This is a genomic window from Stutzerimonas degradans (assembly GCF_024448505.1).
Lineage (GTDB): Bacteria > Pseudomonadota > Gammaproteobacteria > Pseudomonadales > Pseudomonadaceae > Stutzerimonas > Stutzerimonas degradans.
The window spans coordinates 119,752-144,865 of record NZ_JAMOHV010000004.1 but is presented as its reverse complement, the minus strand read 5'-3'; the positions used below and the strand labels follow the sequence as shown (position 1 = coordinate 144,865).

The following is a 25,114-nucleotide window of genomic DNA, read 5'->3' as shown; positions in this document are numbered from 1 at the left end:
TCATGCTGCGTCTGTCGTACCTGCTGCTCCTGCTCGCCGGCGGTCCCGCCGTGGCCGAGGAAATCCGCATACCGCTGGGTCAGCAAGGCCCGACGAACATCGGCGTGCCCGCGCGGGGCGAGCACAAGCATCAGGTTCTCGAACGCTTCGGTCTCGCCGACGAGGAACATCCCGCAGTCGGCAAGCCACCAATTCTCCGCTGGGATTACCGCGAGTTCTCGGTGTATTTCGAAAACGACCGGGTCATCAACAGTGTGCTTCACCATCAGCCCACTCACTCTGCACAGGAATAGTCCCTACCGTGACCCTGATCTACGGCCACCGTGGCGCCAAAGGCGAGGCGCCGGAAAACACCCTGGCCAGCTTTCAGCGCTGCCTGGAGCATGGCGTCCGCCGCTGCGAGCTGGACCTGCATCTGTCCAGCGATGGCCAATTGATGGTCATCCATGACCCTACCCTCAAGCGCACCACCGGTCGGCGCGGCAAAGTCCTCCAGCACACCGCCGAGGAACTGGCCGGTTACGACGCGCGCCTGGGTGGACCGGGCTGGAAACAGCCCTGCCCGATCCCGCGCTTAAGCGAACTGTTCGAGAAGTGCGACTTCGAGCACTGGCAACTGGAGGTCAAGAGCGCTTCGCGCGAACGTGCGGCGCGCACGGTACTGGCGATCCGCAAACTGGCCGAGCGCCATGGGCTGCTCGAACGCGTCACCGTCACGTCAGGTTCGCGCGAGGTGCTGCATGCGCTAAAGCGCCTGACTCCAGAGATTTCCCGCGGACTGGTTGCCGAATACGCCTGGCTCGATCCACTCAAGGTCGCCCGTCATCATGGCTGCGGACTGCTCGCGCTGAAGTGGACGCTGTGCACGCCGGAGCGCTTGGCGAAGGCCCAGCAGCAGGGGCTGCACGTGTCGGTCTGGACGGTCAACGAACCGGCGTTGATGCGCCGGCTTGCCGATTTCGGCGTCGACAGCCTGATCACCGACTTTCCCGGTCTGGCTGTGGAAACGCTGGGGCACGGCGGCTGCAACATCTAGCAGGTCAGACTGGCTACGGTCATCAGCCCGAGCATTCGGGCTGAAACCGCACCGTTTCGCTACCTGATCACAGGCTTTCCCGGTTCGGCCAACGCCAGTCGCGGGAATCGCTGGTGTCTCCGACCGGCTCAGGCCACCGGTCGGAGCCGCTCAAAAAAGCCGATTGAGCCCGTCGAACGCGGCAACGCGATAGGCCTCGGCCATCGTCGGGTAGTTGAAGGTGGTGTTGACGAAATACTTGATGGTATTCGCCTCGCCCTTCTGGTTCATGATCGCCTGGCCGATATGCACGATCTCCGAGGCCTGATAGCCGAAGCAGTGCACGCCCAGCACTTCCAGCGTTTCGCGATGGAAGAGGATCTTCAGCATGCCGACCGGCTCGTAGGAGATCTGCGCACGCGCCATGCTCTTGAAGAACGCCTTGCCGACTTCATAGGGAATCTTGGCCTGGGTCAGCTCGCGCTCGTTCTTACCGATCGAGCTGATTTCCGGAATCGTGTAGATGCCGGTCGGCACGTCGTCGACGAAGCGCCAGGTGTCGTTGTCGACGATGCTGCCGGCCGCCGAGCGCCCCTGGTCATAGGCGGCACTGGCCAGTGAGGGCCAGCCGATCACATCGCCAGCCGCGTAGATATTGCCGACCGCGGTGCGATAGAACTCGTCTACCTGTACCTGCCCACGGCTATTGGCCTTCAGACCGATGTTCTCCAGCCCCAGCTTGTCGGTGTTGCCGGTTCGGCCGTTGCACCAGAGGAACGCATCGGCCTTGATCTTCTTGCCGGACTTGAGGTGCAGGATCACGCCGTTGTCGAGGCCTTCGACCCGCTCGTATTCCTCGTTGTGGCGAATCAGCACGTTGTTGTTGCGCAGGTGATAGCTCAGCGCATCGGAGATTTCGTCGTCGAGGAAGCTGAGCAGCTGGTCGCGGTTGTCGATCAGGTCGACCAGCACGCCAAGGCCGCTGAAGATCGAGGCATATTCACAGCCGATCACCCCAGCGCCGTAAATGATCATCCGGCGCGGCGTATGGCTGAGATTCAGGATGGTGTCGCTGTCGTAGACACGCGGGTGGTTGAAGTCGATGTCCGCCGGGCGATACGGACGCGAGCCGGTGGCGATGACGATCTGGTTCGCGACCAGTTTTTCCACCATGCCATTGAGGCAAACCACCTCGACGCTCTGTTCGTCGGCGAAGCTCGCGGTGCCAAAGAAGGTGTCGATGCGGTTGCGCGCGTAGTAGCCGGTGCGCGAGGTGACCTGCTTGCTGATCACCTTCTCGGCGCTCTTCAGCACATCGGGAAACGAGAACCAGCGCGGCTCGCCGATCTGACGGAACAACGGGTTGGTGTTGTACTGCATGATCTGGCGAACGGAGTGACGTAGCGCCTTGGACGGGATGGTGCCCAGGTGCGTGCAGTTACCACCCACCAGCGGGCGATTGTCCACCACGGCGACCTTGCGCCCCGCCTTCACGGCATTCATCGCCGCGCCTTCCCCAGCCGGACCGGAACCCAACACCACCACATCGTAGTTATAGACAGCCATATACACTCCTGAGAACGCGGCGAACCAGCGCCGCTGTCAACAAATTCGCTGCACGCCAGGCAGAGGCAATCCCACGCATAGGCGCAGTAGCCAGCGCATCCTTTACGGGCGATCCGCCTGGCAGCGCCCGCAAGCGCAATCAGCGCTTGGCTGCGTCGTAGGCCAGTGCCGCGTTATCGCCGCGACTCTTGCTCGCCTCGTTCACTTCTTCACATTTCTCGCGACTGCCGCCGCAGATCGAGCATTCCTTCTCGATGCCCAGATTGGCGATGCCACCGCAGGAACCGGCAATCGGCTTGCGGCCCATGATCACTCCGATGGCCATGCCAAATACCACGAGCAGCATGAACAGAAATACCAGTAGCCAGGTCATTGCTTTGCTCCCGCACCGATAACTTGCTCGAAGCCATCGGTGCTCTTGGTTACGAAACCCTGCCCTTCGCGAATCACGAAGAACGCGGCGATCCGATGCTGGCGGGCGAACTCGAAGCCACGCTCGGGTCCCAGCACCATCAATGCGGTCGACAGGCCATCGGCCTGCAACGCCGACCCGTCGAGTACCGTCACCGACGCCAGCTTATGCTCGACCGGACGCCCGGTGTGCGGGTCGAGCGTATGCGAATAACGCCTGCCGTCGCGCTCGAAGTAGTTGCGATAGTCACCCGAGGTGGAAACCGCCAGGCCGTCCAGCTCTATGACCTGCTGGGCGACGCGCTGATCGTCACGCGGCGCCTCGATAGCGATCCGCCAGGGTGAGCCATCGGGCTTGCGCCCCTGGGCCTTGAGTTCGCCGGTGATCTCCACCAGGTAGCTGCTCACGCCCAACTCCTGCAGGCGCTGCGCTACGCGATCCACGGCATAGCCGGCAGCGATGCTGTTGAAGTCCACCTCCACGGCGGCGCTCTTGCATAGCTGCTCACCCTCGATACGCAGGTGTTTGTGACCGACACGCTGCATCACCTCGGCGATCTGTGCCTCGCCAGGGGTCTGCTCGACACGCCCCTGCGGACCGAATCCCCACAGGTTCAGCAGCGGTTCGAGGGTGAGATCGAAGGCGTCATCCGTTTGCAGTGACAGCTGTTCGCCAGTCTCGACCAGCAAGCGCACCGCGGGTGGCATTACTTCGCAGCGCCCCGCCGGCAGTGCATTGAAACGCTCGATGTCGGAATCGGCACGGTAGGTGGAGAGTTGCCGATCGAGTTCCGCCAGGATGTTCGAGGTTTCCTGCTGCAGTGTCTGCTTGTCCGCCACGCCACTGCTGCGTACGTATTTGACCGAAAAGGTACTGCCCATAGTCGGGCCGTCGAAGGACTCGATCGTGTCCTGAAACAGGCAGCCCGTCATCGTCGCCGCCAAGGCGACAACGATGACGGGCTGCAGTATCGCTCGGATCATGCGCTAGCCGCCGAAGTCGTCGAGCAGGATATTCTCCGGTTCGACTCCCAGCTCGGTGAGCATCTTGATCACCGAGGCGTTCATCATCGGCGGGCCGCACATGTAGAACTCGCAGTCTTCCGGTGCCGGATGATCCTTGAGGTAATTCTCGAACAGCACGTTGTGGATGAAGCCGGTCGGGCCCTGCCAGTTGTCCTCGGGCAGTGGATCGGACAGCGCCAGATGCCACTGGAAGTTCGGATTGTCCGCCTGCAGCTGGTCGTATTCCTCGACGTAGAACGCCTCGCGCATCGAGCGCGCGCCATACCAGAAGCTCATCTTGCGCGTGGACTTCAGGCGCTTGAGCTGATCGAAGATGTGCGAACGCATTGGCGCCATGCCCGCGCCACCACCAATGAAGACCATCTCGGCATCGGTATCTTTGGCGAAGAATTCGCCGAACGGACCGTACACGGTCACCTTGTCGCCGGGCTTTAGGCTGAACACCCAGGAAGACATCTTGCCCGGCGGGATATCGTCACGCCCCGGCGGTGGCGACGCCACGCGGATGTTGAATTTGACCAGGCCGCGCTCTTCCGGATAGTTGGCCATCGAGTAGGCGCGGATCGTGGTCTCGTCAACCTTGGAGACATAGCGCCATAGGTTGAACTTGTCCCAGTCGGCGCGAAACTCAGGCTGGATGTCGAAATCCTTGTAGTGCACGGTGTGCGGCGGACACTCCAGCTGCACATAACCGCCAGCACGGAAGTCCACGTTCTCGCCCTCGGGGAGCTTGAGCGTGAGCTCTTTGATGAAGGTGGCAACGTTCGGGTTCGACTCGACGGTGCATTCCCACTTCTTCACGCCGAAGACTTCCTCCGGCACTTCGATCTTCATGTCCGCCTTGACCGGCGTCTGGCAGGACAAGCGCCAGCCCTCGCCAGCTTCGCGCCGGGTGAAGTGCGACTCCTCGGTGGGCAGCATTTCGCCACCACCGCTCTCGACGATGCACTTGCACTGCGCACAGGTACCGCCGCCGCCACAGGCCGACGACAGGAAGATGTTGTTGGACGCCAGCGTCTGCAGCAGCTTGCCGCCGGCAGGCACAGTGATGGTGCGCTCGCCGTTGATCACGATGCTGACATCACCGCTGGAAACCAGCTTGGCGCGTGCCGCCAGGATCATCACCACCAGTGCGAGCACGATGGCGGTGAACATGCCGATGGCGAGGAAAATTTCGTAACTCATCTGCATCCCGTCCTTAGAGCTGTACGCCAGAGAATGACATGAAGCCCAGCGACATCAGGCCGATGGTGATGAAGGTGATTCCCAGACCCTGCAGGCCGTCCGGTACGTCGCTGTACTTGAGCTTCTCGCGAATGCCCGCCAGCAGAGCGATGGCCAGCGCCCAGGACAGACCTGAGCCGACGCCGTAGACGGTACTTTCCGCCAGGTTGTAGTCACGCTCGACCATGAACAGCGAGCCGGCCATGATCGCGCAGTTCACCGTAATCAGCGGCAGGAACACGCCCAGTGCGTTGTAAAGGCTGGGCACGTACTTATCGAGCAGCATCTCGAGGATCTGCACGATCGCGGCGATCACGCCGATGTAGCTCAGCAGGCCGAGAAAGCTCAGATCCACGTCCGGCAGCCCGGCCCAGGACAGCGCACCAGCCTTGAGCAGGTAGGTGTAGATCAGGTTGTTGGCCGGCACGGTAATCGCCTGCACCACGACCACCGCGATGCCCAGGCCGATGGCGGTTTCCACCTTCTTGGAAATCGCGATGAAGGTACACATGCCGAGGAAGAACGCCAGAGCCATGTTCTCGATAAACACGGCACGCACGAACAGGCTGATGTAGTGCTCCATTAGTAAGCCTCCTTGTTCGAGACTTGCGGGGCCATCCGATAGGTCGGCTTCTCGACCTGTTCGGTGCGCCAGCTACGGATGCCCCAGATGATCAGGCCGATCAGGAAGAACGCCGAGGGCGGCAGCAGCAACAGGCCGTTGGGCTGATACCAGCCGCCATCGTTGACCACCGGGATGATGGTGTAACCCATCAGCTTGCCGGCACCGAACAGCTCGCGGATGACGCCGAGCACCAGCAGCATGGCGCTGTAGCCCAGGCCGTTGCCGATGCCGTCGAAGAACGACAGCACCGGCGGGTTCTGCATGGCGAACGCCTCGGCGCGCCCCATCACGATGCAGTTGGTGATGATCAGACCGACAAACACCGACAGCTGCTTGGACAGGCTGAAGGCATAGGCCTTGAGGATCTGGTCCACCACGATCACCAGGGAAGCGATGATCACCATCTGCACGATCATGCGGATGCTGCCCGGAATCTGCGTGCGAATCATCGAGATGAACATGCTGGAGAACGCCGTCACCAGCGTCAGCGCGATGGACATGACCACGGCGGTCTTGAGATTCGACGTGACCGCCAGCGCCGAACAGATGCCGAGAATCTGCAGGCCGATCGGGTTGTTGGCGATGATCGGATTGATCAGGACTTCTTTGACTGTAGGTTGCGACATACTCAAGCCTCCCCGGCGCGCAGGTTAGCGATAAAAGGACCGAAACCGTTCTCGCCCAGCCAGAAATGCAACAGGTTGTTTACCCCGTTGCTGGTCAGGGTTGCCCCGGCCAGGCCGTCCACCTGGTGGTCGGCCTTCGGACTCTGCGGATCGACGCTGCCCTTGATGATCTGGACAGCCAGCTTGCCATCGTCAAACAGCTCCTTGCCCGGCCACTGACCGCGCCATTTCGGATTGTCGACCTCGCCGCCCAGGCCGGGGGTTTCGCCATGCTGATAAAAGCCCAGACCGGCAACGGTATTCAGATCACCCTTGACGGCCATGAAGCCGTAGAGCGTCGACCACAGCCCGTAGCCGCGTACGGGCAGGATCAGCGTATCCAGCTGGCCGTCCTTCTCCACCATGTAGACGATGCTGTAGCGCTCGCGGCGCTTGATCGAGGCGATGTCCTGCTCACCCGGCAGGGATGCGGACAACGCCGGATCCTTGGAAGCAGCCAGCGGATCGAATTGCTGCGCGTCGAACTCATCGCTGAACTTGCCGGTTTGCAAATCAACCAATCGGGCCACGATGCGCTCGCCGTACAGCGCGCGAATCTCTTTGGCAGACATGTTGGCCTGACCGAGACCGGCGATGGCAAGAATGCTGCGCTGCTTGTCCAGCAGCGCGTTCTGCTGCTGCGTCGGCCGCAGCGCGACCGCGGCGCCCGCGACGAACACCGAGCAGACCAGGCAGACCAGCAGGGCCACCGTCAGCGTGCGCGCGGTGGATTCTTTTTTACTAGACATTGCGCGCCAGCCTCCGCTTGATATTGGCCTGAATGACGAAGTGGTCGATCAGCGGTGCACAGAGGTTGGCGAACAGGATCGCCAGCATCATGCCTTCCGGGAAGGCGGGGTTGACCACGCGAATCAGTACCACCATCACGCCGATGAGCACACCGAAGATCCATTTACCGGTATTGGTCATCGAGGCCGAGACCGGATCGGTGGCCATGAAGATCATGCCGAAGGCGAACCCGCCGACCACCATGTGCCAGTACCAGGGCATGGCGAACAGCGGGTTGCTGTCCGAGCCAATCAGGTTGAACAGGGAGCTCAGGCCGATCATGCCCAGCATCACACCGGACACGATGCGCCAGGACGCGATCTTGGTCAGTAGCAGGACTGCCCCACCAATAAAGATCGCCAACGTGCTCGTTTCACCGATCGAGCCGTGAATGGTGCCGACGAAGGCATCCATCCAGCTGATGCCGTGGTCGATCACGTTTTCCATGCCGCCGGCGTAGCCCAGGCTCAGCGCCGTAGCGCCGGCATAGCCGTCGACCGCGGTCCAGACCTGATCGCCGGAAATCTGCGCCGGATAGGCGAAGAACAGGAACGCACGGCCGGTCAGAGCCGGGTTGAGGAAGTTCTTGCCGGTGCCGCCAAATACCTCCTTGCCGATCACCACGCCGAAGCTGATACCCAGCGCCACCTGCCACAGCGGAATGCTCGGCGGCAGGGTCAAGGCAAACAGCACGGAAGTGACGAAGAAACCTTCGTTCACTTCGTGCTTGCGAATGGAGGCGAACAGCACTTCCCAGAAGCCGCCAACGATGAATGTCACCGCATAGATCGGCAGGAAATACGCCGCGCCCTGGATGACGTTATCCCACAGACTGCCCGGATCGAACCCGGCCAGCAGCCCGGTCAGCGCGAACTGCCAGTCCGACTGCGATTGCAGCAACTCCGGATTGGCAGCGTAGATCAGGTTGGCCTGGTAGCCGGCGTTCCACATGCCGAAGAACATGGCCGGGAAGGTGCACAGCCAGACGGTGATCATCATCCGCTTAAGATCGATGCCGTCGCGCACATGCGCCGTAGTCTTGGTGACACTGCCGGGACGATAGAGGAACGTGTCCGCCGCTTCATAGAGCGCGTACCACTTCTCGTAGCGCCCGCCTTTCTCGAAATGGTGCTCGATCTTGTCGAGGAATGCGCGAATGCCCATGCCTTAGCCCTCCTTCTCGATGCGGGTCAGGTTGTCCCGCAGGATCGGGCCATATTCGTATTTGCCAGCGCAGACATAGCTGCACAGCGCCAGGTCTTCCTCGTCGAGTTCGAGGCAGCCGAGCTTCTGTGCCATCTCGGTATCGCCGACGATCAGCGAACGCAGCAGCTGGGTCGGCAGTACATCGAGCGGCATCACTTCCTCATAATTGCCGACCGGCACCATGGCCCGCGGGCTGCCGTTGGTGGAGGTGGAGAAGGCGAACTTCTTGCCCGCCATCAACTTAGAGATATAGATGTTGAGGATCGAATGCTTCTCCGCACCGGCGCGCAGATAATGCAGCATCTCGCGCTCCTTGCCCTCGCGCAGGCAGGAAACCTGCTGGTGATAACGGCCGAGGTAGGCGAATGCCCCATGCGCGGTACGTCCACCGAGCAGGGAACCGGAAACCACGCGATTGCCGCCGGGCTGCAGTTCGCCCGCAGTCAGCTCGTCCAGATTGGCGCCCAGACGCGTGCGCAGCAGGCGCGGCGCGGTCACTACCGGACCGGCCAACGCAACGACACGCTCGACCGACAGGCGCCCGCTGGTGAACAGCAGGCCGATGGCGATCACGTCCTGATAGCCAATGCTCCAGACACTCTTGCTGGCGCTGACCGGATCCAGGAAATGGATGTGCGTGCCGGCCAGACCTGCCGGATGCGGACCGCTGAATGCCTCGACCTGCACGTTGGTCAGGCCTTCGCCGGGCAGCGTCGCGCTCGGCGCCTTGCACAGGAACACCTTGGCGAGCCGGGCGAGAGTCTTGAGACCGGCCTCGAAGGCGTCGGCCCGTTCAGCGATGATCAGCGCCGGATCGGCCGCCAACGGATGGGTATCGATCGCGGTCACGAAGATCGAACTCGGCACGGCATCGACCGCCGGCACCTTGCTGTAGGGACGTGTACGCAGCGCGGTCCACAGGCCGGACTGCTGCAGATTCTCGCGAACCTGATCGCTTGTCAGACCATCCAGCTGAGCGCTGCTATAGGCGGCAAAGGTCAGCTCGTCATCACCCTCGAGGTCGATCACAACCGACTGCAGGACACGTTTCTCGCCGCGGTGAATGGCGCTGACGACACCGGCGCCGGGCGCGGTGAAGTTGACGCCTGGAGATTTCTTGTCGGAAAACAGCAACTGCCCCAGCTTGACCCGATCCCCGACCTGCACGTTCATGGTCGGCTTCATGGTCGGGTAGTCGAAGCCAATCACGGCCACGCTGCGCACCGGCCTCGCAGCCTCGATACGCTGCGCTGGCGCGCCGGCTACGGGCAAGTCCAGCCCTCGTTTTATATTGATCATCGGTTTGCTTAACCACTTATTCTGAAAGCTTTTTCAGCCAAGCGACTGATAGCAAAAAAACGCCACACCGCTCGCGCCGATAGCTCATCAGCGCGACGCCATGTCACGGCCCCAAGTGAAAAATCCGCCCGATTATAGGGGGGGGGCGCGCCGACTGACCACCCGGTACCGAGCGTTTTTATCTACACCTTCGCCGCATAGCGGCAGCTCGCTTGCGTAATAAAACATCAGTGCGCGCACCACAGCCCGGCGATGCTCGGCCGTTTTTCGTTACCCCAGAAACGCGAAACGGGAGCCACAGGCTCCCGTTTCGTTTCAGCTGGCGCTGCGCTTAGCGGGGAAAGGCAGGCGGGTTGACGCCGGCCATGTCTTCCATCACGCGAACCACCTGGCAGCTGTAGCCGAACTCGTTGTCGTACCAGACGTACAGCACCACACGGTTGTCATTGCAGATGGTGGCCTCGGCGTCCACCACGCCAGCATGACGCGAGCCGACGAAATCTGTTGATACAACTTCCTGCGAGTTGACGAAGTCGATCTGCTTCTGCAGATCCGAGTGCATGGCCATCTGGCGCAGGTACTCGTTGATCTCGTCGCGGCTGGTGGCCTTTTCCAGATTCAGGTTGAGAATGGCCATGGACACGTTCGGCGTCGGTACGCGGATCGCATTGCCGGTCAGCTTGCCCTTCAGCACCGGCAGCGCCTTGGCGGCGGCGGTGGCAGCACCGGTCTCGGTAATCACCATGTTCAGCGCAGCGCTGCGACCACGACGACTGCCCTTGTGGAAGTTGTCGATCAGGTTCTGGTCGTTGGTGTAGGAGTGAACGGTTTCGACGTGACCGTTGACGATGCCGTACTGATCATTCACGGCCTTGAGCACCGGCACGATAGCGTTGGTGGTGCAGGATGCGGCGGAAATGATCTTGTCGTCAGCGGTGATGTCGCCATGGTTGATGCCATGCACGATGTTCTTCAGCTCACCCTTGCCCGGTGCGGTCAGCACCACGCGGGCAACGCCCGGGCACTTGAGGTGCTGGCCGAGGCCTTCGGCGTCACGCCACTTGCCGGTGTTATCGACCAGCAACGCGTTCTCGATGCCGTACTGGGTGTAGTCCACCGAGGCCGGATCGTTGGAATAGATCACTTGGATCAGGTTGCCGTTGGCGGTGATGGTGTTATTGGCTTCGTCGATGGTGATGGTGCCATCGAACGGACCGTGCACCGAGTCGCGACGCAGCAGGCTGGCGCGCTTGACCAGATCGTTGTCGGCGCCCTTGCGCACGACGATGGCGCGCAGGCGCAGGCCGTCGCCGCCGCCGGTCTTCTCGATCAGGATACGGGCCAGCAGGCGGCCGATGCGGCCGAAACCATACAGCACCACGTCGGTGCCCTTGCGGCCGGTTGCGGTATGACGCTTGTCAGCCACTTCCGCCAGTTCCTGACGCACGAACTGCTCGAGAGTGCGGCCTTCGCCAGCCTGCATGAACTTGGCGACCAGCTTGCCCAGGTCAACCGAAGCAGCGCCCAGGTTCATCTCGCTCATGGTCTTGAGGATCTGGAAGGTGTCATGTACCGACAGCTCGGCCTCGTCCGCGATACGGTGACGCGCGAAGCGGTGCGCCTTGAGAATGGCGATCACCGAGCGATTGATCAGGCCGCGCCCGTAGATCGAAGTCACCACGTTGTTGTTGCGGTACAGCTGACCAATCAACGGAATCATCGCTTCGGCGAGCGCTTCGCGGTCAATCCATTCACCAAGACACTGGTCGGGCTTCTGAGTCACGGGCAGTTCCTTCCAACATGTAGGGGCTGAGAAAAGGGGCTACATTATGACGGCGCACCCTAGCGCCGGCAATCTGCAGCGGACGAAACACTGACAGCCCCGCACCGCGATAGTTACAATCCCGGCGGCCTATTTTTTCGATCGGAGCCACGCCCACTCGTGTCCGTCCTGCGCCTTGCGCCCCTGCCTGCCGCCAGCGGCAAGCAACACTGGGGCAACCTTCCCGGAGCCGCGCTGAGCCTGGCCATTGCCGAAGCCGCCAGCAACGCCAAACGCTTCACCCTCCTGCTTACCGCCGACAGCCAGAGCGCCGAGCGCCTGCAGGAAGAGCTCGCCTTCTTCGCGCCCGAGCTGTCCGTGCTGCATTTCCCCGATTGGGAAACGCTGCCCTATGACCTGTTCTCGCCGCACCAGGACATTATTTCCCAGCGCATCGCCACGCTCTACCAACTGCCGGAGCTGAGTCACGGCGTGCTGGTAGTGCCGATCACCACCGCCCTACACCGGCTGGCGCCCAAGCGCTTCCTGCTGGGTTCGAGCCTGGTGCTGGACGTGGGTCAGAAGCTCGACGTGGAACAGATGCGTCTGCGCCTGGAGGCCGCGGGCTATCGCTGTGTGGATACCGTCTACGAACACGGCGAGTTCGCCGTGCGCGGTGCGCTGATCGACATCTTTCCGATGGGCAGCGCCCTGCCCTACCGCATCGACCTGTTCGATGACGAGATCGAGACGCTGCGTACCTTCGACCCGGAGAACCAGCGCTCGATCGACAAGGTCGAGTCGATCCGCCTGCTGCCGGCGCGCGAGTTCCCGCTGAAGAAGGAAGCAGTCACCGGCTTTCGCGCGCGCTTTCGCGAACGCTTCGACGTCGACTTCCGCCGCTGCCCGATCTATCAGGATCTTTCTACCGGCATCACCCCGGCAGGTATCGAGTACTACCTGCCGCTGTTCTACGAAGAAACCGCCACCCTCTTCGACTATCTGCCCGAGGACAGCCAGGTGTTTTCGCTGCCCGGGATCGAGCAGGCCGCCGAGCAGTTCTGGACCGATGTGCGCAATCGCTACGAGGAGCGCCGCGTCGATCCGCAGCGCCCGTTGCTACCGCCCGGCGAGCTGTTCGTGCCGGTGGAGGACTGCTTTGCCCGCCTCAAGCAATGGCCGCGCGTGGTGGCCAGCCAGGAAGACGTCGAACCCGGCATCGGTCGCGAGCGCTATCCGGCGCAGGCGTTGCCGGACCTGGCAATCGAGGCCAAGGCCGGCGAGCCGTTGGGCAAGCTGCGTCAGTTTCTCGAAAGCTATCCGGGCCGCGTGTTGTTCACCGCCGAGTCCGCCGGCCGCCGCGAGGTGCTGCTGGAACTGCTCGCCCGGCTGAAACTGCGCCCGCAGGAAGTCGAAGGCTGGTCCGGCTTTCTCGGCAGCGACCAACGGCTGGCGATCACCATCGCCCCGCTCGATGAAGGCTTGCTGCTCGACGAACTCGCGCTGATCGCCGAAAGCCCGCTGTTCGGGCAGCGCGTGATGCAGCGCAGGCGCCGCGAAAAGGGTCGCGGCGACGGCGACAACGTGATCAAGAACCTCACCGAGTTGCGCGAAGGCTCGCCGGTGGTGCACATCGACCATGGCGTCGGCCGCTATCAGGGGCTGGTCACGCTGGAGATCGAAGGCCAGGCGCAGGAATTCCTCCTGCTACAGTACGCCGACGAAGCCAAGCTCTATGTGCCGGTCGCCAGCCTGCACCTGATTGCCCGCTACACCGGCAGCGACGACGCCCTGGCGCCGCTGCACCGCCTCGGTTCGGAAACCTGGCAGAAAGCCAAGCGCAAGGCCGCCGAACAGGTGCGCGACGTTGCCGCCGAACTGCTCGACATCTACGCCCGTCGCGCCGCACGCCAGGGCTATGCCTTCAAGGACCCACAGGTCGACTACGAGACCTTCGCCGCCGGCTTCCCCTTCGAGGAAACACCGGACCAGCAGGCCGCCATCGATGCGGTGCGCGAGGACCTGCTCTCGGCCAAGCCGATGGACCGCCTGGTCTGCGGCGACGTCGGCTTCGGCAAGACCGAAGTGGCCATGCGTGCCGCCTTCATCGCCGTGCATGGCGGCAAGCAGGTCGCGGTTCTGGTGCCCACCACATTGCTCGCTCAGCAGCACTACAACAGCTTCCGCGACCGCTTCGCCGACTGGCCAGTGCGCGTCGAGGTGATGAGCCGCTTCAAATCGGCCAAGGAGGTGCAGAGCGCCATCGCGGAGCTGGCCGAAGGCAAGATCGACATCCTCATCGGCACCCACAAACTGCTGCAGGACGACGTCAAATTCAGCAACCTGGGGCTGGTCATCATCGACGAGGAACACCGCTTCGGCGTGCGCCAGAAGGAGCAGCTCAAGGCACTGCGCAGCGAAGTGGACATCCTCACGCTGACCGCCACGCCGATCCCGCGCACGCTGAACATGTCCATCGCCGGCATGCGCGACCTGTCGATCATCGCCACCCCACCGGCGCGCCGGCTGTCGGTGCGCACCTTCGTCATGGAGGCCAACAACCCGACCATCAAGGAAGCCCTGCTGCGCGAGCTGCTGCGCGGTGGTCAGGTCTACTACCTGCACAACGACGTCAAAACCATCGAGAAATGCGCCGCCGACCTCGCCGCGCTGGTGCCCGAGGCACGCATCGCCGTCGGCCATGGACAGATGCGCGAGCGCGACCTGGAACAGGTGATGAGCGACTTCTACCACAAGCGCTTCAACGTGCTGGTGGCCTCGACCATCATCGAGACCGGCATCGACGTGCCCAGCGCCAACACCATCATCATCGAGCGCGCCGACAAGTTCGGCCTCGCTCAGCTGCACCAGCTCCGCGGCCGCGTCGGACGCAGCCACCACCAGGCATATGCCTACCTGCTGACCCCGCCGCGCAAGCAGATGACCGACGATGCGCAGAAGCGCCTGGAGGCCATTGCCAACGCCCAGGACCTCGGCGCCGGCTTCGTCCTGGCCACCCACGACCTGGAAATCCGCGGTGCCGGCGAACTGCTCGGCGAAGGCCAGAGCGGACAGATCCAGGCCGTCGGCTTCACCCTCTATATGGAAATGCTCGAGCGCGCGGTCAAGGCCATCCGCAAGGGCGAGCAGCCAAACCTCGAGCAGCCACTCGGCGGCGGCCCGGAGATCAACCTGCGCCTGCCGGCGCTGATCCCCGACGACTACCTGCCGGACGTGCACGCGCGGCTGATCCTCTACAAGCGCATTGCCAATGCCGCCGACGAGGATGGCCTGAAGGAACTGCAGGTGGAGATGATCGACCGCTTCGGCCTGCTGCCCGAGCCGACCAAGAATCTGGTGCGCCTGACGCTGCTCAAGCTGCAGGCCGAGAAGCTCGGCATCGTCAAGATCGACGCCGGCCCGCAGGGCGGGCGCATCGAGTTCTCCGCCGATACCTCGGTCGATCCGCTGGTGCTGATCAAGCTGATCCAGAGCCAGCCGAACCGCTACAAATTCGAAGGCGCGACGATGTTCAAGTTCCAGGTACCGATGGAACGCCCGGAAGAGCGCTTCAACACCCTCGAAGCGTTGCTCGAAAGGCTCGCGCCCAGCGCATAAGGATTCCGGATGTCGCCGCTACGTCGCCTGTTGCTGTTGCTCGTGCTATGCGCGCCGCCCGCGTGCGCCGATGCGCTGTATCGCATCGAGCTGATCCTGTTCCGCCATGCCGAACCGCTGGAGGCCAGCCGTCGCGCGCCTTACGACTGGGCACGCAATGCCCGTCTGCTCGCAGGCAGCGACGCGCAGCCGGCGGACTTCGAGGCGCTGGCCGAACGACTGGACAGCGGCGACGGCTATCGCGTGCTACTGCGCCAGACCTGGCGGCAGCGCATCGACGAGCGCGTCGCCGTGGTCGAGGGCGCGCGGCAGCTGGAGCATTTTCCCGTGCAGGGCGTGATCGCCCTGCGCCGCCGCCACGGACTGGAAGTCGATGCGCGGTTCTGGGTCAACCGCTTCGGCGAACATGGCCGACTGCTCGCCAGCGAGCAGCTGCAACAGCGCGTGCAGTTGCGCCCCGGTGAGCTGCGCTATATCGACCACGGCAGCCTCGGTGCGCTGATCCGGGCAAGTTACTGAACCATGGCCAGGGATTTTCTCACCCGGCTGCCACCGACCTGGGCGCTGGGCTTCTCGGACAACGCGCTGGCGCGCGGCAAGCAGTACGCCGAGGAGGATCGCGTCACCCTGCTGCGCGAGGACGACGGGCTGATCGAGGCCAGTTGTCGCGGCACCGGCGGCAAGCGCTACCGGCAGTCGCTGCTGCTCGACAAGCGCGGTGGGCTCAGCTGCGTTTGCAGCTGCCCGGTGGGGCTGGCCTGCAAGCACGCCGCGGCCGTCATCCATCACCTGCAGCAGCTGGCCGAGCGCCCCCCACAGGGCGCCGACGCCTCGCCGGAAGGCGAGCTGCCCGACGCCCTGCGGCACTGGCTCGCGCAGTTGCCACGTGCGCTCGGCGAGGACACCGGCCAGGACGCGCCCACGCACTGTCTGCATTACCGGCTGCTGCCGGACCTCTACGTGGAAGTGAACAAGGTGCGCCTGCGACAGGACGGATCGGTCGCTGCGCGCGAGCCGTACCCGGCCGTGCGCGAGGCCACGTTCCGCCAGCCGCGCTTCATGCAGCCGCTGGACCTGCATATCGCTGCCCTGCTGGCGCTCGCACCGATCGCCAGCAACCGCTTCGCCCTGACCGGCGAGAACGGTGCCGAGGCTCTGCGTCTGCTGCTGGAAAGCGGTCGCGCCTTTCTCGACTGGGATGCCCCAGCGCTGCAACCAGGCCATCGCCGCTCGGCCCGCTTCGCCTGGCAGCAGCACGAAGGCGCGCTGCGTCCGGTGCTGGAAGTCGAGGGCGGCGCCGAGGCGCTGACCGCCGTGGACCCACTGTACTACCGCGACGACGCGAGCAACGAGGTCGGCCTGATCGAACACGGCCTGTCGGCATCCCTGGCGCGTCACCTGCTCGAAGCCCCCGCGGTGTCACCGAACCAGGCCGGGCTGTTCAGCCTCTCGCTCAGCGAGATCGCCCCGCAGCTGCCGGTGCCGATCAAGGCCGAAGAGCAGCGCATCGACGACTTGCAGCCCATCGCCCGGCTGACGCTCGGCAGCCATCAGGCGATGAACTGGCAGCCGGCCAGCGGGCGGATGGTCAACGAGCAGCAGCACCGCGCCGGCCTGAGCTTCGTCTACGGCAGCCTCGCCACGCACGGCAAGCTCAAGGGCGAGCAGCGTCTGCGCCAGGCCGAGGGCGAGCGTGTGCTCAGCATCGCCCGCCAGCCGGCGGCCGAACAGGCGCTGCGCCAGCAACTGCAGCAGCTGGGTTTCCGCCCGGCGCTGCGCCAGAGCCCGGCGCTACCGAAGGATTCGGCGGAAATGTTCGAGCTGCCCAGCGAGAGCGCCTGGCAGCACTTCGCCGACACCCAACTGCCGGTGCTGCGCCAGCAGGGTTGGCAGATCGTCATGCAGCCCGGTTTCGCCTACGACCTGGCGCCGGTCGAGCAGTGGTACGCCGAGCTGGACGAATCCCCGGAGCACAGCTGGTTCGACCTGCAGCTGGGCATCCTCGTCGAAGGCGAGCGCATCAGCCTGCTGCCGGTGCTGCTCAGCGTCATCCGCCGCAATCCCGCCCTGCTCTCGCCGCAGAACCTGGCCCAGCGCGCCGACGACGAAACGCTCCGGGTCGCGCTGGGCCGGCGCAGCGCGGTAGACGACCGACCGTTGCAGGTGCTGCTGCCCTTCGGCCGGCTGAAACCGATCCTCGCCACACTGGGCGAGCTGTACCTGCGCGACCAGCCGGCCGGCGACAGTCTGCGCCTGTCACGCCTCGACGCCGCGCGCCTGGGCCAGCTCGACGCGCTGCCGTTCGCCTGGAGCGGCGGCGAGCAGCTGCTCGATTTCGCCCGGCGTCTGCGCGATTACAACCAGCAGCCCGTCGCCGCGCCACCGGGCCTGCGCGCGACGCTGCGCCCCTACCAGCTCGATGGTCTGAGCTGGATGCAGGCGCTGCGCGCACTGGACGTCGGCGGCATCCTCGGCGACGACATGGGCCTGGGCAAGACGCTGCAGACCCTGGCCCACCTGCTGCTGGAAAAGCAGGCCGGCCGTCTCGATCGCCCGAGCCTGGTGGTCATGCCCACCAGCCTGATTCCCAACTGGCAGGACGAAGCAGCGCGCTTCACCCCGCAACTGCGCGTGCTCACGCTGCACGGCAGCGATCGCCAGCGGCACTTCGCACAGCTCGCCGGGCACGACCTGCTGCTGACCACCTACGCCCTGCTGCCGCGCGACATCGAACAGCTCGTCGCGCAGCCGCTGCACCTGCTGGTGCTGGATGAGGCGCAGAACATCAAGAACGCCAGCAGCAAGGCCGCGCAGGCCGCCGGCCGGCTGGTCGCCCGGCAGCGTCTGTGCCTGACCGGCACACCGCTGGAAAACCACCTCGGCGAGCTGTGGTCGCTGTTCCACTTCCTCATGCCTGGCTGGCTCGGCGATGCGCGCAGTTTTACCCGCAGCTACCGCACGCCCATCGAGAAACACGGCGACCGCGACCGCCTGCAGCATCTGATCGCGCGCATTCGCCCATTCCTGCTGCGTCGGCGCAAGGAAGACGTGGCCCGCGAGCTGCCGCCGAAGACCGAGATCGTCCACTGGGTCGACCTGAACCCGGCGCAGCGCGACCTCTACGAAACGGTGCGCCTGGCGATGGACCGCAAGGTGCGCGAGGAGATTGACCGCAAGGGCCTGGCACGTAGCCAGATCGTCATCCTCGAAGCGCTGCTCAAGCTGCGTCAGGTCTGCTGCGACCTACGCCTGGTCAAGGCCGACGGTGCCCGGGTGGCGCGTAGCGGCCATTCCGCCAAGCTCGACAGCCTGATGCAGATGCTTGACGAGCTGCTGGCCGAAGGGCGACGCGTACTGCTGTTCTCGCAGTTCACCTCGATGCTCGCGCTGATCGAGGACGAGCTGCGCCAGCGCGGTATCCCCTACGTGATCATCACCGGCGACGTCCGCGACCGGCGCACGCCGGTGCGGCAGTTCCAGAATGGCGAGGTGCCGCTGTTCCTGATCAGCCTCAAGGCCGGCGGCACCGGCCTGAACCTCACCGCCGCCGACACCGTGATCCACTACGACCCCTGGTGGAACCCGGCCGCGGAAAACCAGGCCACCGACCGCGCCTACCGCATCGGCCAGGACAAGCCGGTGTTCGTCTACAAGCTGATCACCCGCGGCAGCGTCGAGGAGAAGATCCAGCAGCTGCAGACGCGCAAGGCGGAGCTTGCCAGCGGCGTGCTGGACAGCGGCGGGACGGACGACTGGCGCCTGCAGCAGAGCGATATCGATGCGCTGCTGGCGCCGCTGCCGGACTGAACACCCACACTCGCCAATGGGACGTGCTCACTGGATGGCGGCGGGCTTTTCGTCCAAGCTTGCCCGGCTATCCACGCGCTCGCCCTCGCATCGCACAAGGACCTTCCGATGAGCCTCTACGAGATCGCCTTTTCCGGCCAGCTGCTTCCCGGCGCCCGCCTCGAACAGGTTGAAGCCAACCTGACCCGGCTGTTCCAGGCCGATGCCCAGCGCATCGCTCTGCTGTTTTCCGGACGCCGCATCGTCATCAAGCAGAACCTGGATTTCGACGCCGTGGAGAAGTACCGCCTGGCGATGGAACGCGCCGGCGCGCAGGTCGAAGTCAAGCCGATGCCGGTGGATGTCGAGGAAATCGAACTGGCACCGCCGCCGGCCAATGCCGCATCCGCCGCGCCGGCTCCGGTGGCCGATGCCACAAGTCGCGCGCCCGGCCCGCTCAAGGTGGTGCCGCGCGATGAGTACATGGCCGCGTTCGCCGACGTCGAGGCGCCCGACTTCGGTATCGCCCCGGTCGGCGTCGACCTGCAGGACGCCCAGCCGGAACCGACGCCACCGCGCGTAGACCTTTCGCAGTTCAGCCTGGCGCCGGTGGGCAGCGACATGAGCGAACGCCGCCGCGCCAGCGATGTGCCGCCGCCAGACACCTCGCACCTGAAGCTGCTGGACTGACCGGCCGGGCGGGTCGGTCGCCGCCCTGCCCCGCCGAACCCTTCGCCTGGCAAACGAACTCGCGGCGCCGCGCCGGGTTCCAACACTGCAAGCCCTCCAGCCAGACGTCGTCATGGACCTTGTCGTTGCCCGTCCCGAAGGCCTGTACTGCCCGCCCGGCGATTTCCATATCGATCCGTGGCGCCCGGTCGAACGCGCCGTCATCACTCACGCCCACGGCGACCACGCGCGCTGGGGCATGGGCCACTACCTGGCGAGCCAGGACAGCGCCGGCATCCTGCGCTCGCGCATCGGCGCCGACATGCCGCTGCAGACCCTCGCCTACGGCGAAGCGATCGCCCACCACGGCGTCCGGCTGAGCCTGCATCCAGCCGGCCACGTGCTCGGCTCGGCGCAGATTCGCCTGGAGTATCGCGGCGAGGTCTGGGTCGCCTCCGGCGACTACAAGGTCGAACCGGACGCCACCTGCGCCGCCTTCGAGCCGGTGCGCTGCCATACCTTCATCAGCGAATCGACCTTCGGCCTGCCGATTTATCGCTGGCCGGCACAGGCGCAGGTGTTCCGCGAGATCAACGACTGGTGGCGCGCCAATGCCGCCGTCGGCCGCACCTCGGTGCTGTTCTGCTACGCCTTCGGCAAGGCCCAGCGCATCCTTCACGGGCTGGACGCCGGCATCGGCCCGATCGTCGTGCACGGCGCGGTCGAGCCGCTCAACCGGGTCTACCGCCAGGCCGGCGTCGCGCTGCCGGAAACGCTCTACGCCGGCGATCTGCCGCGCAACGACCCGCGTCTGAAGCAGGCGATCGTCATCGCCCCGCCCTCGGCCGGCGGCAGCACCTGGATGCGCCGTTTCGGCGATTACGCCGACGCCTTCGCCAGCGGCTGGATGATGCTGCGCGGCACGCGCCGGCGACGCGGCGTGGATCGCGGCTTCGTGCTGTCCGATCACGCCGACTGGCCGGGCCTGCTCTGGGCCATCGAGCAGAGCGGCGCCGAGCGGGTGATGGTCACCCACGGCTCGGTCGCCGCGCTGGTGCGCTATCTGCGCGAGGAGCGCGGCCTGGACGCCCAGGCTTTCGATACCGAGTACGGCGAAGAGGACGATGCCACGCTGCCGGAGGCTGAATGAAAGCCTTCGCCGATCTCTACGCCCGCCTCGACGCCACCACCTCGAGCAACGCCAAACTGGCGGCGATGCGCGACTACTTTCGCGAGGCGCCGGCCGAGGACGCCGCCTGGGCGGTGTATTTCCTCGCCGGTGGCCGTCCCCGACAACTGGTGCCGACGCGGCTGCTGCGCGAGACGGCGAGGCGCACCGCCGCGCTGCCGGAATGGCTGTTCGAGGAAAGCTACCAGGCAGTCGGCGACCTGGCCGAAACCATCTCGCTGCTGATGCCCGAGGCCGAACACTGCAGCGATGCCGGTCTGGCGCAATGGATGCAGGAGCGTCTGCTGCCGCTGCGCGGATTGCCGCCCGAGGAACTGGCCGCGCGGCTGCCGGTGTTCTGGGGGCAGCTGGACCGACGCAGCCTGCTGGTCTGCATCAAGCTGATCACCGGCGCCTTTCGCGTCGGTGTGTCGAAACTGCTGGTCACCCGCGCGCTGGCGTCGCTCGCCGACCTTGACCCCAAGCGGGTGGCGCAGCGGCTGGTGGGCTACACCGACCTGTCGCACCATCCCAGCGCCGAGCGCTACCGCGCGCTGATCGCTGCCGAATCCGACGACGAGCACACGCAGCGCGGCGGACAACCCTACCCGTTCTTCCTCGCGCACCCGCTGCAGGCAGATGTCGCGCGCTTCGACGAACTGCTCGGGCCACCGGACCACTGGCACATCGAGTGGAAGTGGGACGGCATCCGCGCCCAGCTGGTCAAGCGCGACGGGCTGATCTGGATCTGGTCGCGCGGCGAAGAGCTGGTCAGCGAGCGCTTCCCGGAACTCTGCGCGCTGGCCAACTGCCTGCCGGACGGCACGGTGCTCGATGGCGAGATCGTGGTCTGGAAGACGGACGATGCCCTGCGCCACGTGCCACTCGATGCAACACACGAGTCGACGACGTTCGGCGTGCAACCGTTCGCCCTGCTGCAACAGCGCATCGGCCGCAAGAACCTCACCGCCAAGGTGCTCGACGCCGCGCCGGTGGTCGTGCTGGCCTACGACCTGCTCGAATGGCAGGGCATGGACTGGCGCCAGCGACCGCACGCCGAGCGCCGCCAGCAGCTCGAAACGCTGCTCGAACAGTGCCGCCATCCGGCACTGCTGGCCTCGCCGCGGGTGCGCGGCGCGGACTGGCCGGCGATCGCCCGCCAACGCGAGCGCTCCCGCGCGCTCGGCGTCGAGGGCATGATGCTCAAGGCCCGCGCCGGGCAATACGGCGTCGGCCGCACCCGCGATGTCGGCCTGTGGTGGAAGTGGAAGATCGATCCCTATGCGATCGACGCCGTGCTGATCTACGCCCAACGCGGCCACGGCCGGCGCGCCAGCCTCTATACCGACTTCACCTTCGCCGTCTGGGACGGCGAGCCGGGCGATCCCGAGCGCAAGCTGGTGCCCTTCGCCAAGGCCTACTCGGGGCTGACCGACGAAGAAATGCGCCAGGTCGACGCCATCGTGCGCCGGACCACGGTGGAGAAATTCGGCCCGGTACGCTCGGTGACGCCGACGCTGGTGTTCGAGCTGGGCTTCGAGGGCATCGCCGCCAGCAGCCGGCACAAGAGCGGCATCGCCGTGCGCTTCCCGCGCATGCTGCGCTGGCGCCACGACAAGCCCGTGGACGAGGCCGATACCCTGGCGACGCTTAAGGCCCTGCTGCCATGAGCGGGCCGACGCCCGAACACACGCACGAGGCGCACGCATGAGCCTTGCCGAACGCTGGTTCGCCGCGCGCGGCTGGCAGCCCTTCACCTTCCAGCGCGAGGTCTGGCAAGCGGTGCGCGACGGCGAATCCGGGCTGCTGCACGCGACCACTGGCTCGGGCAAGACCTACGCGGTGTGGCTGGCCGCGCTGGAGCGCTTCGCCCAGCAGATGCCTCGCTCAGGCCAGCCGGCCCCACTCAGCCTGCTGTGGATCACCCCCATGCGTGCGCTGGCGGCCGATACCGCCCGCGCGCTGCAAGCGCCGCTCGACGAACTCGGCATCGTCTGGAGTATCGGCCTGCGCACCGGCGACACCGGCAGTGCCGAACGCGCGCGCCAGGGCCGGCGGCTGCCGAGCGCGCTGGTCACCACGCCCGAAAGCCTGACCCTGCTGCTGACCCGTGCCGATGCCCGCCAGGCCTTTGCCGGGCTGCAGATGCTGGTCGTCGACGAATGGCACGAGCTGCTCGGCAACAAGCGTGGCGTGCAGCTGCAACTGGCGCTGGCACGCCTGCGCCGGTGGCAGCCGCGGCTGATCGTCTGGGGTCTGTCGGCGACGCTCGGCAATCTGCCCGAGGCGCTGCAGGTGCTGTTGCACCCCGGCCGCGGCCGGCTGGTCCAGGGACGCATCGACAAGCCGCTGCTGGTCGACAGCCTGCTACCCGAGAGCATCGAGCGCTTCCCCTGGGCCGGGCATCTGGGCCTGCGCATGCTGACGCAGGTGGTCGGGGAGATCGACGCGGCGTCCACCACCCTGGTGTTCACCAACACCCGCTCGCAGGCCGAGCGCTGGTATCAGGCGCTGCTCGACGCCCGTCCGGACTGGGCCGGGCTGATCGCCCTGCACCACGGCTCGCTGGCGCGCGAGGTGCGCGACTGGGTCGAACAAGGGCTCAAGCAGGGCGCGCTGAAGGCCGTGGTGTGCACCTCCAGCCTGGACCTGGGCGTCGACTTCCTGCCGGTCGAACGGGTGCTGCAGATCGGCTCGCCGAAAGGCGTGGCGCGCCTGCTGCAGCGCGCCGGGCGCTCCGGTCACGCGCCCGGCCGCACCTCGCGGGTGACACTGGTGCCGACCCACAGTCTTGAGGTGCTCGAAGCCGCCGCCGCGCAGCAGGCGATTGCCGAACGCCGTATCGAGGCCCGCAGCGCGCCGCAACGCCCGCTCGACGTGCTGGTGCAGCATCTGGTCAGCATGGCGCTGGCCGGCGGCTTCCGTCCCGACGAACTGTTCGCTGAAGTCCGCCAGACCTGGTCCTATCGCGAACTGGACGAGGCGCACTGGCAATGGGCGCTGGCCTTCGTGCGGCATGGCGGCCATTCGCTGACCGCCTACCCCGACTACCAGCGCGTCGAGCCGGATGACTCGGGGCTGTGGAAGGTGCCGAGCCGACGCGTCGCGCTGCGTCATCGGATGAGCATCGGCACCATCGTCAGCGACGCCAGCCTGACGGTGAAGTTCTGGGCCAGAGGCGGCAGCGGCCGCTCGCTGGGCAGCATCGAGGAAGGCTTCATCGCCCGTCTGCGCCCCGGCGACTGCTTCCTCTTCGCCGGACGCCTGCTGGAATTGGTGCGGGTGGAGAACATGACCGTCTACGTCAGCCGCGCCACCGGCAGGAAGGCCGCCGTGCCACGCTGGAACGGCGGGCGCATGCCGCTTTCCAGCGAGCTGGCCGACGCGGTGGTCGAACAGCTGGACGCCGCCGCGCGCGGCGAATTCGATGGCGCCGAGATGCGCTTGCTGCAGCCGCTGCTGCAGGTGCAGATGGCCTGGTCGGCGCTGCCGCGCAGCGAAACGCTGTTGGCCGAACTGCTGCGCTCGCGCGAGGGCTGGCACCTGTTCCTCTACCCGTTCGCCGGGCGCCACGTGCATCTGGGGCTGGCCAGCTTGCTCGCCTGGCGCATGGCCCGCCACCAGCCGCTGACCTTTTCCATCGCGGTGAACGACTACGGGCTGGAACTGCTCTCGGCCAGCGAACCGCACTGGGCGAGCCAGTTGACGCCGCACCTGTTCGACAGCCGCGACCTGCTGCACGACGTGCTCGCCAGCCTCAACGCCGGCGAGCTGGCGCGGCGGCGCTTTCGCGAGATCGCGCGGATCGCCGGGCTGGTATTTTCCGGCTATCCCGGCGCGCAGAAGAGCGCACGCCAGCTGCAGGCCTCCAGCGGTCTGTTCTTCGACGTGTTCCGCCAGTACGACCCGGACAATCTGCTGCTCGGCCAGGCCGAGGAGGAAGTGCTGCGCCAGGAGCTGGACGTCGACAGGCTGGAGCAGACGCTGCGCCGCCTGCAGGCTCGCCGTCTGGACCTGCGCCAGCTGCAGCGGCCGACGCCGCTGGCCTTTCCGCTGCTGGTGGAGCGTTTCCGCGAAAGCATGAGTTCGGAGAAGCTCGCCGACCGCATCCGCCGCATGGTCACCGAGCTGGACCAGGCTGCCGGCCCCGGCGGCTACCAGGCCGATGCGGGGGTCATGCCGGTCGTGGAGCGCGAAATGTCACGGCCGCGCACGCCACGCGCGCGCAAGGACGGCACGCCCAACCGGAGTCGGCGCGCGCCATGATCCGTGAGACGCAGCGCCG

At 65.4% G+C, this 25,114-nt stretch carries 19 protein-coding genes; 9 read left to right on the top strand and 10 right to left on the bottom strand.

The features are described from left to right. Positions 1–2 precede the first annotated feature (2 nt). Together NAV27_RS07940 and NAV27_RS07935 are read left to right on the top strand one after the other, a co-directional pair. Entirely contained in the window at positions 3–293 is a 291-nt protein-coding gene (locus NAV27_RS07940; RefSeq protein ID WP_102828856.1) for a phosphodiesterase, read from the top strand. Positions 294–301: 8 nt separating this feature from the next. Beyond that, positions 302–1,036, top strand: coding sequence for a glycerophosphodiester phosphodiesterase (locus NAV27_RS07935; protein ID WP_102828855.1), 735 nt, complete (start codon positions 302–304; stop codon positions 1,034–1,036). 150 nt (positions 1,037–1,186) lie between these two features. On the opposite strand, the gene sthA is transcribed toward NAV27_RS07935, so the two are convergent. The 10 genes from sthA to NAV27_RS07885 form a co-directional block, all read right to left on the bottom strand. Beyond that, positions 1,187–2,581 (bottom strand): Si-specific NAD(P)(+) transhydrogenase, encoded by a 1,395-nt coding sequence (sthA, locus tag NAV27_RS07930; RefSeq protein ID WP_008570682.1) that lies wholly within the window; start codon positions 2,579–2,581, stop codon positions 1,187–1,189. A 139-nt stretch (positions 2,582–2,720) separates the two neighbouring features. Further along, positions 2,721–2,954: a (Na+)-NQR maturation NqrM gene (gene nqrM, locus NAV27_RS07925; protein WP_008570683.1), complete on the bottom strand. Its 234-nt coding sequence runs from the start codon at positions 2,952–2,954 to the stop codon at positions 2,721–2,723. Continuing rightward, positions 2,951–3,874 (bottom strand): FAD:protein FMN transferase, encoded by a 924-nt coding sequence (locus tag NAV27_RS07920; RefSeq protein WP_083862574.1) that lies wholly within the window; start codon positions 3,872–3,874, stop codon positions 2,951–2,953. Before NAV27_RS07920 ends, nqrM begins: the two co-directional genes overlap by 4 nt. 105 nt (positions 3,875–3,979) lie before the next feature. After that, positions 3,980–5,203 carry an NADH:ubiquinone reductase (Na(+)-transporting) subunit F gene (nqrF, locus tag NAV27_RS07915; protein ID WP_102828854.1) on the bottom strand — a complete coding sequence of 408 codons (1,224 nt, stop codon included), beginning with the start codon at positions 5,201–5,203 and terminating at the stop codon, positions 3,980–3,982. Positions 5,204–5,216: 13 nt separating this feature from the next. After that, a complete protein-coding gene (gene nqrE / locus NAV27_RS07910; protein WP_008570687.1) occupies positions 5,217–5,825 on the bottom strand; it encodes an NADH:ubiquinone reductase (Na(+)-transporting) subunit E in 609 nt (202 codons plus the stop codon). Continuing rightward, positions 5,825–6,499 carry an NADH:ubiquinone reductase (Na(+)-transporting) subunit D gene (locus NAV27_RS07905; RefSeq protein WP_175415042.1) on the bottom strand — a complete coding sequence of 225 codons (675 nt, stop codon included), beginning with the start codon at positions 6,497–6,499 and terminating at the stop codon, positions 5,825–5,827. The genes nqrE and NAV27_RS07905 overlap by 1 nt, the downstream gene beginning before the upstream one ends. Then, entirely contained in the window at positions 6,496–7,281 is a 786-nt protein-coding gene (locus tag NAV27_RS07900; RefSeq protein ID WP_102828853.1) for a Na(+)-translocating NADH-quinone reductase subunit C, read from the bottom strand. The genes NAV27_RS07905 and NAV27_RS07900 overlap by 4 nt, the downstream gene beginning before the upstream one ends. After that, positions 7,274–8,485: an NADH:ubiquinone reductase (Na(+)-transporting) subunit B gene (locus NAV27_RS07895; RefSeq protein ID WP_008570690.1), complete on the bottom strand. Its 1,212-nt coding sequence runs from the start codon at positions 8,483–8,485 to the stop codon at positions 7,274–7,276. Before NAV27_RS07895 ends, NAV27_RS07900 begins: the two co-directional genes overlap by 8 nt. A gap of 3 nt (positions 8,486–8,488) precedes the next feature. Beyond that, complete coding sequence (locus NAV27_RS07890) at positions 8,489–9,826, bottom strand: Na(+)-translocating NADH-quinone reductase subunit A (RefSeq protein WP_054095092.1); 1,338 nt, start codon at positions 9,824–9,826, stop codon at positions 8,489–8,491. Positions 9,827–10,157: 331 nt separating this feature from the next. Beyond that, on the bottom strand, positions 10,158–11,609 hold the full coding sequence (locus NAV27_RS07885; RefSeq protein ID WP_102828852.1) for a glyceraldehyde-3-phosphate dehydrogenase: 1,452 nt from the start codon (positions 11,607–11,609) through the stop codon (positions 10,158–10,160). A gap of 159 nt (positions 11,610–11,768) precedes the next feature. Between NAV27_RS07885 and mfd the strand changes: the two genes are divergently transcribed. The 7 genes from mfd (at position 11,769) to NAV27_RS07850 (ending at position 25,095) form a co-directional block, all read left to right on the top strand. After that, positions 11,769–15,206 (top strand): transcription-repair coupling factor, encoded by a 3,438-nt coding sequence (gene mfd / locus NAV27_RS07880; RefSeq protein WP_102828851.1) that lies wholly within the window; start codon positions 11,769–11,771, stop codon positions 15,204–15,206. Positions 15,207–15,215: 9 nt separating this feature from the next. Further along, the gene (locus NAV27_RS07875) at positions 15,216–15,725 is read left to right on the top strand and encodes a CsiV family protein (RefSeq protein ID WP_043299334.1); all 510 of its coding nucleotides are present in this window, start codon (positions 15,216–15,218) and stop codon (positions 15,723–15,725) included. Positions 15,726–15,728: 3 nt separating this feature from the next. Further along, positions 15,729–19,013: a DEAD/DEAH box helicase gene (locus tag NAV27_RS07870; protein ID WP_180981434.1), complete on the top strand. Its 3,285-nt coding sequence runs from the start codon at positions 15,729–15,731 to the stop codon at positions 19,011–19,013. Between the two features lie 108 nt (positions 19,014–19,121). Beyond that, positions 19,122–19,682, top strand: coding sequence for a hypothetical protein (locus tag NAV27_RS07865; RefSeq protein ID WP_102828850.1), 561 nt, complete (start codon positions 19,122–19,124; stop codon positions 19,680–19,682). Positions 19,683–19,794: 112 nt separating this feature from the next. Beyond that, the gene (locus NAV27_RS07860; RefSeq protein WP_054095096.1) at positions 19,795–20,811 is read left to right on the top strand and encodes a ligase-associated DNA damage response exonuclease; all 1,017 of its coding nucleotides are present in this window, start codon (positions 19,795–19,797) and stop codon (positions 20,809–20,811) included. Further along, positions 20,808–22,499 (top strand): ATP-dependent DNA ligase, encoded by a 1,692-nt coding sequence (locus NAV27_RS07855; protein WP_102828849.1) that lies wholly within the window; start codon positions 20,808–20,810, stop codon positions 22,497–22,499. Before NAV27_RS07860 ends, NAV27_RS07855 begins: the two co-directional genes overlap by 4 nt. 37 nt (positions 22,500–22,536) lie before the next feature. Further along, positions 22,537–25,095, top strand: a complete 2,559-nt coding sequence (locus tag NAV27_RS07850; protein ID WP_102828848.1) for a ligase-associated DNA damage response DEXH box helicase — start codon at positions 22,537–22,539, stop codon at positions 25,093–25,095. The last annotated feature ends 19 nt before the right edge of the window (positions 25,096–25,114 follow it).

Bases quoted from the DNA above. Each gene is read 5' to 3' on its own strand.
- NAV27_RS07940 (WP_102828856.1), top strand. From the start codon at position 3: ATGCTGCGTCTGTCGTACCTGCTGCTCCTGCTCGCCGGCGGTCCCGCC.
- sthA (WP_008570682.1), bottom strand. From the start codon at position 2,581: ATGGCTGTCTATAACTACGATGTGGTGGTGTTGGGTTCCGGTCCGGCT.
- nqrM (WP_008570683.1), bottom strand. From the start codon at position 2,954: ATGACCTGGCTACTGGTATTTCTGTTCATGCTGCTCGTGGTATTTGGC.
- NAV27_RS07920 (WP_083862574.1), bottom strand. From the start codon at position 3,874: ATGGGCAGTACCTTTTCGGTCAAATACGTACGCAGCAGTGGCGTGGCG.
- nqrF (WP_102828854.1), bottom strand. From the start codon at position 5,203: ATGAGTTACGAAATTTTCCTCGCCATCGGCATGTTCACCGCCATCGTG.
- nqrE (WP_008570687.1), bottom strand. From the start codon at position 5,825: ATGGAGCACTACATCAGCCTGTTCGTGCGTGCCGTGTTTATCGAGAAC.
- NAV27_RS07900 (WP_102828853.1), bottom strand. From the start codon at position 7,281: ATGTCTAGTAAAAAAGAATCCACCGCGCGCACGCTGACGGTGGCCCTG.
- NAV27_RS07895 (WP_008570690.1), bottom strand. From the start codon at position 8,485: ATGGGCATTCGCGCATTCCTCGACAAGATCGAGCACCATTTCGAGAAA.
- NAV27_RS07890 (WP_054095092.1), bottom strand. From the start codon at position 9,826: ATGATCAATATAAAACGAGGGCTGGACTTGCCCGTAGCCGGCGCGCCA.
- NAV27_RS07875 (WP_043299334.1), top strand. From the start codon at position 15,216: ATGTCGCCGCTACGTCGCCTGTTGCTGTTGCTCGTGCTATGCGCGCCG.
- NAV27_RS07870 (WP_180981434.1), top strand. From the start codon at position 15,729: ATGGCCAGGGATTTTCTCACCCGGCTGCCACCGACCTGGGCGCTGGGC.
- NAV27_RS07865 (WP_102828850.1), top strand. From the start codon at position 19,122: ATGAGCCTCTACGAGATCGCCTTTTCCGGCCAGCTGCTTCCCGGCGCC.
- NAV27_RS07860 (WP_054095096.1), top strand. From the start codon at position 19,795: ATGGACCTTGTCGTTGCCCGTCCCGAAGGCCTGTACTGCCCGCCCGGC.
- NAV27_RS07855 (WP_102828849.1), top strand. From the start codon at position 20,808: ATGAAAGCCTTCGCCGATCTCTACGCCCGCCTCGACGCCACCACCTCG.
- NAV27_RS07850 (WP_102828848.1), top strand. From the start codon at position 22,537: ATGAGCCTTGCCGAACGCTGGTTCGCCGCGCGCGGCTGGCAGCCCTTC.